The sequence below is a fragment of the Rhodococcus sp. 06-235-1A genome (assembly GCF_002258785.1).
Taxonomy (GTDB): domain Bacteria; phylum Actinomycetota; class Actinomycetes; order Mycobacteriales; family Mycobacteriaceae; genus Rhodococcoides.
Window position 1 is genome coordinate 277,873 of record NZ_NOYI01000009.1, and the last position, 16,541, is coordinate 294,413.

General features: G+C 64.3%; 15 protein-coding genes. 8 read left to right on the top strand and 7 right to left on the bottom strand.

Annotated elements, in window-relative coordinates:
- Positions 1-116 precede the first annotated feature (116 nt).
- The 5 genes from CH275_RS08075 to CH275_RS08095 form a co-directional block, all read right to left on the bottom strand.
- Positions 117-2,168 carry a PhoX family protein gene (locus tag CH275_RS08075; protein ID WP_094676864.1) on the bottom strand — a complete coding sequence of 684 codons (2,052 nt, stop codon included), beginning with the start codon at positions 2,166-2,168 and terminating at the stop codon, positions 117-119.
- Positions 2,169-2,248: 80 nt separating this feature from the next.
- Complete coding sequence (locus CH275_RS08080; protein ID WP_094676866.1) at positions 2,249-2,977, bottom strand: amino acid ABC transporter ATP-binding protein; 729 nt, start codon at positions 2,975-2,977, stop codon at positions 2,249-2,251.
- 1 nt (position 2,978) lies between these two features.
- Entirely contained in the window at positions 2,979-4,787 is a 1,809-nt protein-coding gene (locus CH275_RS08085; protein ID WP_094676868.1) for an ABC transporter substrate-binding protein/permease, read from the bottom strand.
- 85 nt (positions 4,788-4,872) lie between these two features.
- Positions 4,873-5,637, bottom strand: coding sequence for an LLM class F420-dependent oxidoreductase (locus tag CH275_RS08090; RefSeq protein WP_094676870.1), 765 nt, complete (start codon positions 5,635-5,637; stop codon positions 4,873-4,875).
- Positions 5,638-5,688: 51 nt separating this feature from the next.
- On the bottom strand, positions 5,689-6,198 hold the full coding sequence (locus CH275_RS08095; protein WP_094677333.1) for a TIGR04338 family metallohydrolase: 510 nt from the start codon (positions 6,196-6,198) through the stop codon (positions 5,689-5,691).
- 117 nt (positions 6,199-6,315) lie between these two features.
- Between CH275_RS08095 and CH275_RS08100 the strand changes: the two genes are divergently transcribed.
- From CH275_RS08100 to CH275_RS08120, 5 genes are read left to right on the top strand one after another with little or no spacing between them, the layout of a single operon-like run.
- On the top strand, positions 6,316-7,041 hold the full coding sequence (locus tag CH275_RS08100; protein ID WP_179276038.1) for an ATP-binding cassette domain-containing protein: 726 nt from the start codon (positions 6,316-6,318) through the stop codon (positions 7,039-7,041).
- Positions 7,038-7,787 carry an ABC transporter ATP-binding protein gene (locus CH275_RS08105; RefSeq protein ID WP_094676874.1) on the top strand — a complete coding sequence of 250 codons (750 nt, stop codon included), beginning with the start codon at positions 7,038-7,040 and terminating at the stop codon, positions 7,785-7,787. The genes CH275_RS08100 and CH275_RS08105 overlap by 4 nt, the downstream gene beginning before the upstream one ends.
- Before the next feature lie 16 nt (positions 7,788-7,803).
- Positions 7,804-9,285: an ABC transporter substrate-binding protein gene (locus CH275_RS08110; protein ID WP_256990913.1), complete on the top strand. Its 1,482-nt coding sequence runs from the start codon at positions 7,804-7,806 to the stop codon at positions 9,283-9,285.
- 4 nt (positions 9,286-9,289) lie between these two features.
- Positions 9,290-11,041, top strand: a complete 1,752-nt coding sequence (locus tag CH275_RS08115; protein ID WP_218828758.1) for an ABC transporter permease subunit — start codon at positions 9,290-9,292, stop codon at positions 11,039-11,041.
- On the top strand, positions 11,038-12,303 hold the full coding sequence (locus CH275_RS08120) for an MDR family MFS transporter (RefSeq protein WP_094676876.1): 1,266 nt from the start codon (positions 11,038-11,040) through the stop codon (positions 12,301-12,303). The genes CH275_RS08115 and CH275_RS08120 overlap by 4 nt, the downstream gene beginning before the upstream one ends.
- Before the next feature lie 194 nt (positions 12,304-12,497).
- On the opposite strand, the gene CH275_RS08125 is transcribed toward CH275_RS08120, so the two are convergent.
- Positions 12,498-12,815 (bottom strand): nuclear transport factor 2 family protein, encoded by a 318-nt coding sequence (locus CH275_RS08125; protein ID WP_094676878.1) that lies wholly within the window; start codon positions 12,813-12,815, stop codon positions 12,498-12,500.
- A 70-nt stretch (positions 12,816-12,885) separates the two neighbouring features.
- Between CH275_RS08125 and CH275_RS08130 the strand changes: the two genes are divergently transcribed.
- The 3 genes from CH275_RS08130 (at position 12,886) to CH275_RS08145 (ending at position 15,600) form a co-directional block, all read left to right on the top strand.
- Positions 12,886-13,713 (top strand): MerR family transcriptional regulator, encoded by an 828-nt coding sequence (locus CH275_RS08130; protein ID WP_094676880.1) that lies wholly within the window; start codon positions 12,886-12,888, stop codon positions 13,711-13,713.
- A gap of 777 nt (positions 13,714-14,490) precedes the next feature.
- Positions 14,491-14,919: a hypothetical protein gene (locus CH275_RS08135; RefSeq protein WP_143546711.1), complete on the top strand. Its 429-nt coding sequence runs from the start codon at positions 14,491-14,493 to the stop codon at positions 14,917-14,919.
- A 399-nt stretch (positions 14,920-15,318) separates the two neighbouring features.
- A complete protein-coding gene (locus CH275_RS08145; protein ID WP_256990914.1) occupies positions 15,319-15,600 on the top strand; it encodes a GyrI-like domain-containing protein in 282 nt (93 codons plus the stop codon).
- On the opposite strand, the gene CH275_RS08150 is transcribed toward CH275_RS08145, so the two are convergent.
- Positions 15,601-16,419 carry a DUF2786 domain-containing protein gene (locus CH275_RS08150; RefSeq protein WP_094677339.1) on the bottom strand — a complete coding sequence of 273 codons (819 nt, stop codon included), beginning with the start codon at positions 16,417-16,419 and terminating at the stop codon, positions 15,601-15,603.
- Positions 16,420-16,541: the final 122 nt, after the last annotated feature.

Sequence of the window (16,541 nt, forward strand, 5' to 3'; positions counted from 1 at the left end):
CTTGTGAATTGACAGAATCTCCTTCGGACATTCGATGACACCTAACAACGCCGAAAGGCACTTACAGCCGACCCTCGCCGACTATAAGTGCCCCGGTTCAGGCGAAACAGCTTCGGCTACGCCGACTTCCACACTGCGACGACGGACGGCCGCGGCTGACTGTCGCCGCCGTCGGGCCAATGCGAGATCGGAGCATCGGCGGTGGCGTCGTCACTCTCACCCGGGTGTTGGACGCACACCACGACCCGCTCGTCGGTGACGATCGGACCGCAGGTTTCGCCGCCCGCGGGAACCGTCAGGAACTGCCGGGTCTCACCGCGACGCTCCCCGTCGAGCACTACGGCGAACAGACCGTCGTTGGAGTCGAGGGCGTTGCCGTCGGTGGAGACCCACAGGTTGCCCTTGGCGTCGAACGCGAGGTTGTCGGGGCACGAGATGGGGCTGACCTGGCTCTTGTCGAATCCGCCGAAGTAGGTGTCGGCCTCGTTCGGATCACCGCACACCAGCAGCAGGTTCCAGGTGAAGGACGTGCCCGCGTGGTCGTCGTCGAGCTCGAGCACCTGCCCGTTCTTGTTGGTGTTGCGGGGGTTGGCCTCGTCGGCCGCGGCCTTGCCCTCGGTGCCGCGATTGGAGTTGTTCGTCAGCGCAACGTAGACCTTGCCGGTCACCGGATTGGGCTCGAAGTCCTCCGGCCGGTCCATCTTGGTCGCGCCCACCTTGTCGCCTGCCTGACGGGTGAACACCGCGACCTCCTCCGCCGACATACCGTCGACGAGGGACCGTCCGCGTCCGTCCTCTCCGGTCTCGAGCAGTGGGATCCACGTTCCGGTGCCACGGAATTCACCGTTGGACGGCAGGGTTCCCGAGCCGTCGATCTCGTCGGGAGTATCACCGGTGAGAGTGGCGACGTAGAGCGTTCCCGCGTCGAGCAACGTCAGGTTGTTGCGCATCGCGGCCTGGCCGGTGCCGGGCATCATCTTTCGACTGGAGACGAACTTGTACATGTAGTCGAAGCGCTCGTCGTCGCCGCTGTAGGCCACCACGGTGCCGTCGTCGGTGACGTGGATCGTCGCGGCCTCGTGCTTGAACCGGCCGAGTGCGGTGTGCTTGATCGGGGACGACTGCGGATCCCACGGGTTCACCTCGACGATGTATCCGAAGCGGTTGACCTCGTTGGGTTCCTGCGCCAGGTCGAAGCGCTTGTCGAAGCGTTCCCACCTGCGATCGCTCGCGGCACCCTCCACCCCGTAGCGTGAGAGCCGCTCGGCCACAACGGGATCGGTGACGGACTCGGCGTTGCCGAAATACTGGTTGAAGTTCTCCTCGCCGGAGAGCACGGTTCCCCACGGCGTCAGGCCGCCCGAGCAGTTGTTGAACGTGCCGAGCACCTTCGTGCCGGTGGGGTCGACGCTCGTCTTGAGGAAGTTGCTGCCCGCAGCGGGGCCGGTGACGACGAATTCGGTGCTACCGGTGATGCGTCGGTTGTACTGGCCCATGGCCGGGGTCAGCTTGCCGGTGCCCGATTCCCCCTGCACCTGCACCACCGAAAGTCCGTGTGCGGCAATGGCGACGTCGAACTGCTCGCGGGTGGGGTTCTCGGCGTCGTAGCCCTTGAACATCGCCGGCTCGGTGCTGTACTCGTGGTTGACCACCAGTAGGTGCGCGTTGGGCGTGCCCTCGATCGGCAGCAGACCGGCGAAGTCGTTGTTGAAACCGAACTGCTTCTCCTGCGCGGCGGCAGTCTGGTTGTCGAAGTCGAATGCCGGCGCGCCCGCCACGACCGCGTCACCCCAGCGAATGACGATTTCCTGCTCGTAGCCCTCGGGCACCACCACGGCATCCTCGGTGTTCGGTTCCACCGCAACGAAATCCACACCGTCGACGGGTGGGGTATCGGCACCGGAGGTGGCGGAGCTTCCCGTGGCCGCCGGCTCGTCGGTGGAACACGCAGCCAGAGCACTGCCCGCGCCCACCGCGAGTACTGCCATCGCTCCGCCCTTGATCACGCCACGTCGCGACATCGCGGTCTTGACGATGTCGCCGAAGTACTCGCCCTTCGACGTGTTGGGAACCTCGTGGAAGCACGCGTCACCGCACTTGTACTTGCACGTCAAGGATGAGCGCTTGGAGCTTCCGTCGTGAACGGCGAACAAGGGTAGTGGCTTCATGAGTGGGCACGCTGTCACCCAAAAGCGAAAGTAAAGGAACGTTCAGGTGAAGTTGGGGCGAACGAGGCTGCCCTAACGTGCTACAGCACCTGCGACAGAAACGTTTTCAGTCGATCGGTGTGCGGATCGTCGAACAGTTGCTCGGGCGTCCCGGTTTCGACGGCGCTGCCGTGGTCCATGAACAGCACCCTGTTCGACACCGATCGCGCGAAGCCCATCTCGTGGGTCACCACCACCATGGTCATGCCGCCCTTGGCCAGATCCGCCATCAGCGCCAGCACGCCCTTGACCAACTCGGGATCGAGCGCAGAGGTGGCCTCGTCGAAGAACATCACCTCGGGTTTCATCGCCAGAGCGCGGGCGATGGCAACGCGCTGCTGCTGGCCGCCGGAGAGGTTGCCCGGGCGAGAGTCCGCCTTGTCGGTCAACCCCACCAGTTCGAGCTGATCCATCGCTGCCGCACGAGCGGTCTCCTTGGACAGGCCGAGGAGCTTTCGTGGGCCGAGCGCGATGTTGTCGGCAACGGTCTTGTGAGGGAACAGATTGAACTGCTGGAACACCATGCCGATGCGTTGACGAAGCTCGTCCGGGTTGTCCTTCAGTACCGATTTGCCGTCGAGCAGGATGTCGCCCTGCTCGGGCTCGTGCAGTCGGTTGAGGGCACGCAGCAGCGTGGATTTACCCGAGCCGGATGGGCCGATGACCGTCGTCGTCGTGCCGGCCGGGACATCGATACTCACCCCGCGCAGCACCTTGTTGGTACCGAACGAGAGATGAATGTCCTTGCCTACGAGCGAAACAGAAGTCATGTCAGCCTCTTTCCACGACGACGGCCTGCTCCACCGGGTCGAGCGTCTGCTCGGCCTTCCCGGTGCGCAGTCGCTTGTCGATGTAGTTCACGAGATGGGTGAGCGGCACGGTCAACACCAGGTAGAAGAATCCGGCCGCGACGAGTGGCGACAGGTTTCCGGTCTGGGCGTTGAGATCTCGGCCGACGGCGAAGAGCTCACGTTGGGTGGCGAGCAGTCCGAGGAAGTAGATCAACGACGAGTCCTTGATGAGCGAGATGAACTGGTTCATCAGCGCAGGCAGCACGCGCCTGACACCCTGAGGAACGATGACGAGGTTCATCGAGCGCCGACGGCTGAAGCCCAGTGCCCGTGCGGCTTCCATCTGCCCGGCCTCCACGCTCTGGATGCCGGACCGGAAGATCTCACCGATGTACGCCGCGGCGAGCAGCGACAGTGCCGCAGCGCCGAGCCAATACGGGTTGCCGCCCGTCACCCCTTGCACCACCGGGCCGATGCCGAGTCCGATGATCAGAATGATGACCACTGCGGGCAGTCCACGGAAGATGTCGGTGTAGACGCGGGCAGGCCAGCGCAGCCAGCGCGTACGAGACAGGCCGGCCAGTGCCAGCAACATGCCCAGGACCGTACCGATGATGCCCGACGCCAACGCGAGAATCAGCGTGTTCGGCAGACCCACCTTGAACAGGTCGGGGATGGCCGACTTGTACAGCGACCAATCGAAGAACGTATCCCCGAGCTGTGCCAGCGTGGATTTGGGCTGAACGGCAACGGCTTCGGGCGCGTTCGCGTCGTTCTGTGCTGCGATGGCCGCGAAGTCGGGTAGCTCCGGCTGGGGGGCGGCCTTGCTGCCCGGCTTGAAACCGTCGGGCAACTCGCGCGGAACCCAGTCGGAGTACAGGTTTGCCCAGGTGCCGTCGGCGATCACCGCGTCGAGACCGGAGTTCAACGCGTCGATCAGCGGTTGATTGTCGCGGGCGACGGCCCAGCCGACGAAGTTGTTCAGCGAGAACGTGTTCTGCGTGATCGCGGTACCGTCCTCGGGCTTGACCAAGCCCTCCGCCTGCTGCGACGGGGCCACCCATGCGTCGATCTGCCCGGTGCGCAGGTTGGCGTACGCGGTGTTGTAGTCCGGGAACTTGACCGGATCGAGGCCGAGCGTGTTCACCACGTAGTCGTCCTGCACCGTGCCCTGAACGACGCCGATTCTGGTGCCCGCGTTCAAGTCCTCGAACTTGGTGATCGGACCGCCCGCAGTGGCCACGAGGGAGAAGTAGCCGAAGTCGTAGCCGTTGGTGAACCCGACGGTGTTGCGGCGCTCGTCCGTCGTCGTGATGGAGGATGACCCGACGTCGAAGCGGCGCCCGGCGACCTGGGCGAGCAGACCCGAGAACTCGGTGCCCGAGAAGTTGATCTGCAGGCCGAGTTTGTCGGCGACGGCCTTCAACAATTCGTTGTCGTAGCCGGTGTACTGGCCCGCCGAGTCCAAGCAGATGCTGGGCGGGGCGTCGGACAGGGTGCCGACCGTCAGCACGCCCGGCGTCGCCAAGCCCAGAGTGCTCGTGTCGATCCGGTCCAGCGGGGTGACGTTCGCCGTCGTGTACTTGTCCTCCGTCGCCGCAGCCGCCGCGGCGTCGAAGTTCGTCGGTGTGGACGAGGCACTGTCGACGCCGGGAGGGGCACACAGGTCGGTGGGACCTGCGGCCGCCTGATCTTCGGAGGACGACGTGCCACACGCGGCGAGCGTGAGCGCCATCAGCAGTCCGAGGACGAGAACCACGAGCGCGCGTGAGGCGCGTACGGCAACCATGGACAAAACCCTAAGCGGACCACGGCCCACTCACCCAAACGCCCCGCGCGCAAGGGTTTCGCTCAACGAACTGCAGTGGCGTGTACTACTTGTGCGAGTCCCGCCACGCGATGGCCTCGCCCAGCTCCGTGAGGTCGTATTCGGGGCCTCCGGTACCCACGGTGAACAGGGTGACACCGGCGTCGACGAAATCCTGGGCAGTGTCCGCGCCGGGCCACGAGACCGACCGAGTGATGCCCGAGACGTCGCGTCCGACGGTGGTGCCGTGCTCGGCAAGGATCCCCGACTTGCGCTTCAGCGCCTCGAGGTCGGCGAAGCTGTGCCAGATGTGCGCGTACTCGGCCACCATCTTCAGCGTCTTCTTCTCGCCTCCGCCGCCGATGAGGATCGGGATGTCGCGGGTCGGGGCCGGGTTGCCGACGTCGAGGCGGTGTCGAATTCTGGCCAGACTCTCCTTCAGCAGCGCCAGCCGCGAGCCCGCCGTGCCGAACTCGTAGCCGAAGTTGTCGTAGTCCTTCTCGTTCCAGCCGGCACCGATGCCGAGAATCAAGCGGCCGCCGCTGATGTGGTCGACCGTCCGCGCCATATCGGCGAGCAGATCCGGGTTGCGATAGCCGCCGCCGGTGACGAGGGCACCGATCTCGACGTTCGACGTCTGCTCGGCCCAGGCCCCCAGCATCGTCCAGCACTCGAAATGAGCGCCGTCGAGATCGCCGTACAGCGGGTAGAAGTGATCCCAGTTGAAGACGATGTCGACGCCCGCATCCTCCGACCGCAACACCGCGTCGCGGATGAGTTGGTAATCGGGGGCGTGCTGGGGCTGAAGCTGAACACCGATCTTGACGGTCATGTGGGTCTCCTCGTCGTGTGGGCTGCGTCTCCATGATGCACCCGAATGCGATCAGCCGATGCGGACGCCGTTCTCGGCCATCATGGTCCGCAGCACGAAGCCGGCCTCGGAGCCGATGATCTCACCGACGAGGGTGACGTAGCGGTCGACGAATTCGCCACCGTGCTGCTGTTCGTCCTCGTCTGCGAAGTGGTGCGCGAGCTCGTGCAGCACCACCAGTTCCCGCAGCGCCCACGCACTGTTGCCGTGATGCAGGGGAACGGCGATGGTGGCCGTGTCCGGTTCGTAGTGCGCGGCGCCCGAGCCCGAACGAGCTCGGACGGTGATCACGCGACCGGCGTCGGGCCACGTGGCCGCGACCCAATCCAGCGCAAGTACCGCATCGACATACGTCTGCACCGATTCGACGGACGCAAACTTGCGCTCGATCGGCAGCGTGAGCTGGGAGCCCAGCACCTGCACGACGCGAATGTCACGCTCGTCGGCGCGATCGAACATGGTGCGCACCAACTGCTCCGCGTCGTACACGGCCGATCGTTGCGCGTCTCGGTGCCTGCTCACCATCTCAGGGTAGGTGTCATGCGCCGCAGGCAATTTGTGCGACCGGGCCGATTCACCTATCTTTCAGTCGACAACGATTGTCGAAGTCGTTCCCAGTTCTATCGTTCAGGAGATCCCGTGCTCGTCGTCGATGGCCTCTGCATCGACGCGGGCCGCACTCGCATCGTCGATCACGTGTCGTTCGAGATTCCCACCGGTCGAAGGCTCGGCCTGCTGGGGGCGTCGGGCTCAGGCAAGTCACTGATCGCGTCGGCCCTCGTCGGGCAGTTGCCACCGGGCGTCACCTGTACCGGCCGGATCCTCGTCGACGGCCACGACGTTGCCGGACTTCCCACGCCCCGGCGACCGCGCACCGCTCGCCCGGCGATGGTGTTCCAGGATTCGTCCACCGCCCTCAATCCCATGGTCACCGTCGGTAGGCAGCTGCGAGCACCCGACGCGTCCGCGTTGCTCGAGCGTGTGGGTCTGCGTGATGCCGAGCGCATCCTGGCCTCGCATCCGCTCGAGCTGTCCGGCGGTCAGCGCCAACGTGTCTGTATCGCACTGGCATTGGCGCGGGAGACCTCGCTGGTGATTGCCGACGAGCCGACGACGGCCCTCGATGTGATCAACCAGGCGCGAGTGGTCGACGCGCTTCGAGAGGCCGCGTCGCTGCTGTTCATCACCCACGATGTTGCCGTAGCCGCACTGCTCTGCGACCACCTCATGATTGTCGACTCCGGCATCGTCATCGAATCCGGTTCCACCGCAGCAGTACTCGAGAACCCGACATCGGATCGGGCAAGACACATGCTCGACGTGGCCAGGGCTTCAGATCCGTTCCGTCAGCTGGTGGCGCGATGACTGCGGGCTTGGTGGCCACGGACATCACGCGCACCTACGTTCGCCACGGCTCTTCTCGTACGGCGCTGGACCGCGTCTCGTTCACGCTGCCGCCGGCCGGTCGTGTCGCCGTGGTCGGCGAATCCGGTTCGGGCAAGACCACTTTGCTACGAATGCTGTTGGCGTTGGACTCGCCCGAGATGGGTTCCGTAGCACTGGAGGGGCGCACGGTCCGCCCCGGTTCGGCCCGCTCGCTCCGGTGGTTTCGGCAACGTGTGCAGTATGTGCCGCAAGATCCCGCGACCAGCCTCGACCCACGCCGTAGCGTCCTGGATCTGGTGGCGACACCGCTGCGACTCCTCGGGGTCGACGGCGATCATCGAGCCAAGGCAGGTGCCGCACTCGCTGCCGTCGGACTGGACGAGCGCTATCTACAGCGCCGACCGACGGAACTCTCCGGAGGCCAGAATCAACGCGTCGCGATCGCTCGTGCGGTGGCCTGCGAACCGCAGTACTTGCTCGCGGACGAGCCGGTCAGCGGCCTGGACCCCGATCTGCGCGAGCAAGTCCTCGCAGTGCTGGCCGGCCTGCCGGGCGCATTGCTGATCGTCAGCCACGATCTGTCCGCAGTCGCGCGGCTCTGCAGCGACGTATCGGTGATGCACGACGGCCGGATCGTCGAAACCGGCTGCGTACGAGACATTCTGACCGAACCCCAGCATTCGTGCACCCGAGACCTGATAGACGCCGTACCCCGGCTTGCATGACCACACAGGAGATCCCTTGATCAACAACATGTTCCGTATCGGCGCGCTCGCATCCGTCGGTGCGCTGACCCTCACCGGGTGCTTCGCCTCCGGCACCGCCTCGGACGACTCCGGGGATCGTGCGCGCGTGGCGATGCTGCAGCCACCCCGCTCGGGACTGTCACAGTTCAGCGACGATGCCTTCAAGCTCTCACGCTGGTCGACGGCGGAAACCCTCATCTCTCTGGACGACCTGGGTGATGCTCAGCCGTCGTTGGCGACAGCCTGGAATCGTATAGACGATCGCACCTGGAGTTTCGACCTCCGCCCCGACGTGACCTTCCACAACGGAGAGCCGCTCGATGCCGCCGCCGTCGTGACCGCTCTGACCGCAGCCACGACGGCCGCGCCGAAGCCGCGCATCCTCGACGGCGTCGAGCTGACGGTGGCTGCCGCCGACGACGACACCGTGTCGGTGACCACCGAGGTCATCGATCCCTTGCTTCCGCAACGACTCTCGAGTCCTCAGTTGGCAATCCTCGCCCCCGAGGCCTATTCGGACGGTGGAAGCAACCCCGTCGGCACCGGCACCGGGCCGTTCGTGTTGACCGGCGTGGACGGCACGTCGAGTGCCACTCTCGATCGCAACGAGAACTACTGGGGAGAGCCCGCGAAACTCTCCGGCATCGACGTCGATTTCGTGCCCGACGGTACCGCCCGCGCCGCTGCGCTTCGCAACGGGACTGCCGATGTGGTGGAGGCGATTCCGGTGTCGCAGGCCGCCGACATCGACCGAGCCCTGGTGCACGAGGTCCCCATGCCGCGTACCAACACCCTCTACCTGAACACGTCGTCCGGCGTGTTCGCGGATCCGGCCATGCGCGCCGCCGCACGGGAATCGGTGGACAAGGATCGTCTGGTCGAACAGGTCTACGAGGGTCGCGCCGACGCCGCGAACGGACTACTCGGGCCGGCGCTCCCGTGGGCCGCGGACCGTCCCGCCCGCACCGAGACCCCGGCGGGCGACGCCACAGGTAAGACGATCACCCTCGCCACGTTCACCGACCGCGCCGAACTCCCCGAGGTCGCCGTGCTGCTGCAACAGGAACTCGAGGCGAAGGGCTTCGTCGTGAACCAGGTGGTGCGCGAGTACCAGTTCATCGAAACAGATGCTCTCAGTGGTGCATTCGATGCGTTCATCCTCTCCCGTGCCACGGTGCTCGACTCCGGTGACGCGGTGGCCTACATGTACTCCGATTTCGCCTGCGAGGGATCGTTCAACATATCCCAGTTCTGCGACCCCCAGGTGGACGCAGCCCTGGCAGATGCCTCGGGCACCGAGCCGGGTGACGAGCGCCGCGCCGCCATTCTCGAGGCCGAGAAGCTGATCCTGGAGAAGGATGCGGCAGTACCGATGCTGCACGAACGCGTCATCCAGGGCGAAACCGAGGGAATCACCGGCGTTGCACGCGATCCACGGGAACGCACCCTGATCACCAACCAGACCACCTTCGAGTAAGGGAGTGCGCACCACCGCCTCGCGCCTCGTTGCGATCATCGGAGTGGTTCTCGTCGTCGGGATGCTGCCCTGGTTGTCCGATCGCGATCCGGCACTGAGCATTCTGCGGGCTCGCTCGGCCGAGCAGGAGGCAACACCGGAGGCCCTCGCCGCCATTCGCCGCGACCTCGGGCTCGACGCCGGACCGCTACGAATGTTCTTGGACCGGCTCACCGGCATCGCGTCGGGCAATCCCGGAACGTCCTGGAACACAGGGCGACCGGTGCTTCCAGGGGCACTCGATGCACTCGCGGTGTCGCTGACGTTGATGGGATTTGCGATGCTCGTCGCGATCGTCACGGCCACCCTCGTGTTGGTCCCCAGCGTGCGAGCCGGGCTGCGCGGTACCCCGGGACGCACCGGTGGTGGCGTCGCCGCAGCGCTGACATCGCTACCGGAGTTCCTGCTCGCGTCCATACTCGTCGTCCTCGGAGCCGTCTGGCTGTCCTTTCCGGCGTACGGCTGGAACGGCCCCGAGTACGCGGTGCTGCCTGCTCTCGCCCTCGGACTTCCGGCAGGAGGGCTGATCGGCCGATTGCTCGCCGACGCGATCGCCGTCACCTTCACCGAGGGATGGGTGACCACGTGGACGGTCGCAGGATTCTCCCGACCGGAGATTGCCTGCGCGGTACTGCGCCGTGCACTTCCGAGCATTACCTCGCAGATCGGTCTGGTCATGGTCGCGATGACGGGCGGCGCGGTGGCCGTCGAAAAGGTCTTCGCCATACCGGGATTGGGCCGTGCCACCTTGGGCGACGCGCAGTCTCAGGACCTACCCGCCCTGCAGATCGACATTCTGCTGCTGTTGGCCATCAGCGCTGCGCTCGGAATTTTCGCAGAACTCGTCCGGCGGTTGCTTCTCGGCAGCGCGTTGGACGAGAAGGCGATGCCCATCCCGTCCGGTTTCTTCCATCCGTCTCCGCGACGCTGGCTCGTACCGATCGCGGCGGCATCCGCTCTCGGGATCATGGTGATCGTGGGTCTTCCGCGCGATGGGCAGGCCACGACGAGGGAGAAGTTCGCGGCTCCAACCCTTGCATACCCATTCGGTACGGACGCATCCGGGCGAGATCTGTTGGCCCGGGTCGCCGACGGTGCACTCCGCTCCATCGGCCTCTCGCTGGCCGTTACGCTCGCTGCGCTGGTGGTCGGGGTTCTGTTGGGTCTGGTTCCGCGCGCGTCGAGGGGCCTGGTCGAAGTCACCAACGCGGCACCGCCGGTGGTCACCGGAATTCTGATCGCGGCGATCTGGGGGCCGAGCGCAGGAGGGGCTGCCGTCGCGGTCCTGATCGTCACGTGGGCACCGCTCGCGGCGCACACCGCCGCACTCGTCGAGGAAACCCGCGCTCGGCCGTACATCTCCATCCTGCCCACGCTCGGGGCAGGCAACGCGAGAATTCTGCTCGGGTCCGTCGTGCCCACTGTGGTTCCGGTAGTGCTGCGGCACGCCATGATTCGTCTACCCGGCGTCGCTCTGGCCCTCGCTGCACTCGGATTTCTCGGTCTCGGACCGCAACCGCCGACGGCGGACTGGGGGTTGATCCTGTCCGACGGAGTCGCAGCGGTCGAGCGAGCACCCTGGGTAGCGGCAGCTCCGCTGGCCTCGTTGATGGCCCTCGCCGTTCTCGCTGTCTCTCTCGCCGCGGCCACGTCGGGTCGGGTGAGGTCGACCGGTAGCGTCGTCGAGAAAGTCGATGCAGGAGGGTGCAGTACATGAGCACGAGAACCGACAGGTCGCCGACGCGTTGGCGGTGGTCGTTTCTCGTCGATCTGCGGCGGGCCACCCCCACCGTCCGATTGCTCGTCCTGACCCAGATGACCTTCAACATCGGCTTTTTCATGGTGTTGCCGTATCTGTCGGTTCATCTGACGAGCGAGCTGGGACTCGGGGCGGCGGTCGTCGGAGTGGTCCTCGGCATCAGAACCTTTTCGCAGCAAGGACTGTTCTTCGTAGGCGGCACACTCGCCGATCGGTGGGGCATCAAGCCGGTCGTCCTCGTCGGCTGCGTGCTGCGGGTGGCGGGTTTCGTGGGCCTGGCGTTCGCCGATTCGCTGCCGGCGGTCCTGATCGCTACGGTATCGATCGGATTTGCGGCCGCATTGTTCTCTCCCGCAGTCGAATCCGCGGTGGCTATCGAGGCGGGCAAGAGCGAGGTCGATGGCGGCCCGACGCGGGTGCAGACGTTCGCGCTGATGTCGGTGTGCAGCCAGATCGGCTCCTTCACCGGCCCGCTCGTCGGATCGGTGCTGTTGCTCGTCGATTTCCGTATCGCGTGCCTGGTGGCTGCGGCGATCTTCGTTCTGGTCATCGCGGCCCACGTGCGGTGGTTGCCGCGCGAGCGCGGTGAGCATCGCGACGATCCGTGGCTCTTGGGATGGACCGATGTGGTGCGCAACCGAACTTTCGTACTGTTCGCGGTGGCGATGAGCGCACAGTTGGTGGCCTACAACCAGCTGTACCTACTGCTTCCCCTCGAGGTCGAGCGGGCGTGGGGTTCGCAGACCGTGCTCGGTTGGTTCTTCGCGATCTCGGCAGTACTGGTGGTATCGACTCAGCTGCCGATCACCCGACGCGTCGCCGGCGTGTCACCGCGGATCATCCTGCCGATCGGATTCGCCGTCATGGCAGCGTCTTTCGTCCTGGTCGCGGTCCTCAGTCCGTTGGAGCTGGAGGGACCGGTGGGCCTGATCCCGGCTGCACTCTTCGTGTTGTTGCTCGCGCTGGGGCAGATGATTGCCATGCCCCAAGCCCGGGACCTGGTGCCGCGCATGGCCGCCGAACGTCGACTGGGCTCGTACTACGGCTTCATGGCCTCGCTCGGCGGCATCGGAGTGCTCATCGGCTCGATCGCACTCGGCGCCGTGATCGACGCGTCCCCCGACACCGGATGGGGTGCGGCCGTCCCGTGGCTGGTCGCCTCGCTGTTCCCCGTCGCCAGCGTCGTCGGCCTCCGTGTGGTGCTGAAGCGTCTCGACTGACCCGCATCCCCGTCCTCCGCCGCCCTATCCCGTTCCTTCCCGCTGCCCCGCTCCTTCCCGCCGCCCCAATTCCCCGCAGCCCCAATTCCCCGCAAACGCGCGCGCGTTTGTCATACGCGAGCGAATTCGCCTCCGATTTCGACGCGAATCTGCGCGCACCTGGCGAACGCGCGCGCATTTGCGGCGGACATGGACTACACCCCGATGCGCAACACCGAGATCCGACCGTCCTGGGTCATCTCGAAGTAGTACGACAGGTTCACCGGACTACCGGGAAAGTCGCCAGAGATCTCTGCGGTGGTTGTCCGACCCGGCCCCGACTCGACAGTGGAGAGAACGTCGTAGTGCACCTGTGGCACCTCGGTTCGCCAACGACGGATCTCGTCGATGCCCTGGTATTCGTTTCCCTCGTCTTCCACCACGGCGTCGGGGGTGAACAGAGCGAAGTAGGGCTCCGAGTCGGCCAATGTGGCGAGCTCGAAGTAGCGGTCGATGATCTGTGATTCGGTCATGTATCGAGCCTGTGCCCTCCCCCATGGGGAGAGTCCACTCTCCCCCACCGGGAGGGGTGAGAATGTCGACATGAACGGATTGCTGACGATCGGCGAGTTCTCGCGCATCACGCACCTGTCGGTCAAGACTCTGCGGCGCTATCACGAGTCGGGTTTGCTCGAACCGGCAACCGTCGACGACTATTCGGGCTACCGGTACTACGACACCGAACAGGTCGCAACGGCGCAGATCATCAGACGGTTCCGCAGCATGCAGATGCCGGAGAAGGAGGTGCGGGCGATCGTGCACACCCCGGACTCCGACGCACGAGCCCGGTTGATCAGCGAACACCTCACTCGGCTCGAACGGCAGTTGGACGACACCCGATCCGCGGTGACTGCCCTGCGACGATTGTTGGATCCGACGCCGCCGACCATCGAGGTTCGACGCATCCTCACCGAGAAACGTTCGGTGGCAGCTATTTCGGAGATCGTCGACGCGTCCGACGTGCTCGATTGGTACTCCGAGGCAATGGCCGAGATCGACGCAGTCGTCATCGAAACCACCGGACAGCCGGGTGGGCTGTACGACAACGAGTTGTTCACCGAAGGTCGTGGGGTCATGACCGTGTATGTCCCCACATCGGATGCACCGTCCCTGAACAGAATTCGGCCGATGACGTTGCATCCCACCGAACTCGCGGTGACGGTGCATCACGGATCGCACGACGATATCGATGTCACATACGGCGCACTCGGCGTGTATGTCGAGACCAACGGCCTGGCGATCGCGGGACCGGTGCGCGAGGTCTACGTCGTCGGACCGCGCGATACCGAGGACCCGACGCTGTGGCGAACCGAAATCGGTTGGCCGGTATTCGCGGCGACGTCGAGCGGACGAACAACGTCAGGCTCGTAATCTGCCGGTCCGGGGTCGTGGAGTCGCTTGCGGCGGATAGTAGACCTTCATCGTCGCCCGTAGAGACGAGTTTCCGGGGTCCAAGAAGGCGGTGCATTAGGTGTAACGATGACGGACTGAATCCACCCTAGTGCTGCCCCGCTTCGCACAATCGACTCGAGCAGATCCTCATGCCGCCTAGTCAGCTCGCGGCGGTAAGGCCCACCACCTAGTGCGGCGTGTCTGAAGTAGCTAGGCGGCGGGTGTCGGGTGAGTTGCTTATGTGTGCGGCCCTAATGTTGATCACCGATTCCGACCGTGCCGCAGCTCAAGAATTGGGTGCGACCAACGGCGGCGAAGGCAGGAATGGTCCAGCGTGCTCGAATCTGGCTCCACCGTGCAGCGTAAATCCGTCAGTCGCTGGCGGGTCTATCCTGGACAATCACAGGGAGTCCTTTCCTGAGCTTGGCATAGGACCATTAATCCGAACGGCTGAAATATCGCAATGCATCACAGTCGATGCTGAACCTGCAGTTAGAGTTGGGGCCTGTTATGCGCGAAAGAGGAGGAACAGTGCCCGACGTCCCGCAAGTGAAAATCTTAGAGGCAGTGAAGGGTCTAATCCTTGCTGCAGGCGTTGCTGCAAACGTCGGCCAGGCCGACATCAGGTCAGCGGCATCAACGTTGGCTAGGCAATATGGAGTGGCACACCACCGACAGGTCGAGGCTGAGATCGCCAGACATCTGAGGAACAGAGGCTGATGTGATGCCGACCAAAATTGACCGGGTAATTCGACCGTGAGCGCGCAGCAGTCCCGAGGGATGATCGCTTCCTTCCCTGGACTATTGGATCAGGTGGGGCCGCTCAACCCTGTGGCGATCGCGTCCGAGCTCTCGGCAGAGCAATTGGTCAGTTGGATTATGGAGAGAACGGAATTCAGTTTTCGTGACAGCGTGGTCGGACACGAAGGCGGATTTCTTTTCTTGGAGGTCGAGGGAGCGTCGTTTCTCTTCGGAGCCTACGGATATCCAAATCGTGTTGGGTCCTTTGCAATGTTCCTACTCGTCCAGCCTGGCGATAGCCCTGCAAGAGGCATTGCTCGGGTACAACGGTTGATTAAGGGTGGTGGGATTTTGATGGATCTTGCGAACGTTGCGGCAGACGGTATACCTGCCGAAGTCAAAGCGATCGTTTCCGGCGGCGCGGGCTTGCCGCTCAGCGCATAGAGGTGAAAAGTGTCAAGTGTCGTATAACAAAAAAGAGGATGCAGATGGCAACTAAGGCCGAGCTGGAATGGGAAATGAAGAACGTCGCGACGTTGATCGCAACTGCCGATTCTGAGGCTGAGAAATTGCGAAGGGAGGCTTCTAGAGCACAGGACGATGCTGAGAGGCGACGCCTCCTCGGTGAGGCCGAACGGCGCGTATCGGAGTCAAGGGGCCTGTCCAATCGACTCTCTGGACTGCAGGCTCACCTTCGCGGACTTTAGGCGCTGAAGGCTACAGCTCTTCGATAAGCAGGTCTCGGCCCGGCCGGTTAACGAATTTTTGCGAGCTTGCATCAATGTATGACCATAGAGGGCGTGAGACGACGACAACGAGTTGTTCAGCGAAGGTCGTGGGGTCATGACCGTGTATGTCCCCACATCGGATGCGCCGTCCCTGAACAGAATTCGGCCGATGACGTTGCATCCCACCGAACTCGCGGTGACGGTGCATCACGGATCGCACGACGATATCGATGTCACCTACGGCGCACTCGGCGTGTATGTCGAGACCAACGGCCTGGCGATCGCGGGACCGGTGCGCGAGGTCTACGTCGTCGGACCGCGCGATACCGAGGACCCGACGCTGTGGCGAACCGAAATCGGATGGCCGGTATTCGCGGCTTCGACACGTATGCAGTAGTCAGCGACCCAACTGCCTGCTTGCTCCGTCCAGTTCGGCGTGCGCACCGATTTTCGCGTTTCGCCCCGCTCGATCTCCGGCCTTACGGGCACCCTCGGAGTACCCGGCGTTTGCACTCTGACCCCGCCAGTGGCCCCGAGCCGTCGAGGTCTGGCGGTAGTAGTCCCGAAGCTCGACCTCCTTGTTACGCAACACCAATGCGGTACCGGCACCCTGCTGTTCCTGAGCGATGGCCGTGGCTTCGGTCTCTTTCTTCACTTCGCCCAGTCGCTGACCGATGCGGGCTGCGAACGCGGTCTGAAAGTTCAGTCGCGCCGTCACGGCAGCGACGGGCACTTCCTCGCGCCGGGTGTAGCGTCGGCGATTCTTGATCTCGGTGACGGTACGAATGGCCGTCTCGGATTTGTAGGCACCGGATTTGATGTACGCGTCCGATGCTCGGACCATCTGAATCAGCAGCGAGGAGTACAGCGCCTCGGTGGTCTCGATGTCGGAGTCGAAGCCGTAGGCGAACACTTGCGTCGACGATCTGGACACATCGCACTGGACGTCGTTGGCATGGGCGATGGCGACGAACAGTTGAACGTAGGTCTTGAGCCCACGCTTGCCGGGTTCACCGATGGGGATGACCTTCTGGGTGGGTGTCGCCTGCCGTTCGCGGGATGCGCTGTGCGAACGCGCCACAGCCAGATCAACCGATGCCGACGTGGCCAGACGCTGAGCAGCCTCCATGAAGGCCTCGGCCTCGTGGGGGTTGTCGGTGGACTCCGCCTGGCGCAGCAACCCGCCGATTCGCGTCAGCATCTTGTCCGAACTCATGAGCGAAAGGGTACCGGGCGCCTCCGACACGTCCGGGTTGACCGATTCAGGAACTCGATAATGACCCCGTCGCGGTGAGTTGTGTGCCACAGTACCCATCGACATATGTGTCGGGGGAGCAT

Excerpts from the sequence above, each read along its gene's own strand:
- CH275_RS08120 (WP_094676876.1), top strand. The coding sequence starts at position 11,038 with ATGAGCACGAGAACCGACAGGTCGCCGACGCGTTGGCGGTGGTCGTTT.
- CH275_RS08145 (WP_256990914.1), top strand. The coding sequence starts at position 15,319 with ATGACCGTGTATGTCCCCACATCGGATGCGCCGTCCCTGAACAGAATT.
- CH275_RS08090 (WP_094676870.1), bottom strand. The coding sequence starts at position 5,637 with ATGACCGTCAAGATCGGTGTTCAGCTTCAGCCCCAGCACGCCCCCGAT.
- CH275_RS08130 (WP_094676880.1), top strand. The coding sequence starts at position 12,886 with ATGAACGGATTGCTGACGATCGGCGAGTTCTCGCGCATCACGCACCTG.
- CH275_RS08080 (WP_094676866.1), bottom strand. The coding sequence starts at position 2,977 with ATGACTTCTGTTTCGCTCGTAGGCAAGGACATTCATCTCTCGTTCGGT.
- CH275_RS08125 (WP_094676878.1), bottom strand. The coding sequence starts at position 12,815 with ATGACCGAATCACAGATCATCGACCGCTACTTCGAGCTCGCCACATTG.
- CH275_RS08105 (WP_094676874.1), top strand. The coding sequence starts at position 7,038 with ATGACTGCGGGCTTGGTGGCCACGGACATCACGCGCACCTACGTTCGC.
- CH275_RS08085 (WP_094676868.1), bottom strand. The coding sequence starts at position 4,787 with ATGGTTGCCGTACGCGCCTCACGCGCGCTCGTGGTTCTCGTCCTCGGA.
- CH275_RS08075 (WP_094676864.1), bottom strand. The coding sequence starts at position 2,168 with ATGAAGCCACTACCCTTGTTCGCCGTTCACGACGGAAGCTCCAAGCGC.
- CH275_RS08150 (WP_094677339.1), bottom strand. The coding sequence starts at position 16,419 with ATGAGTTCGGACAAGATGCTGACGCGAATCGGCGGGTTGCTGCGCCAG.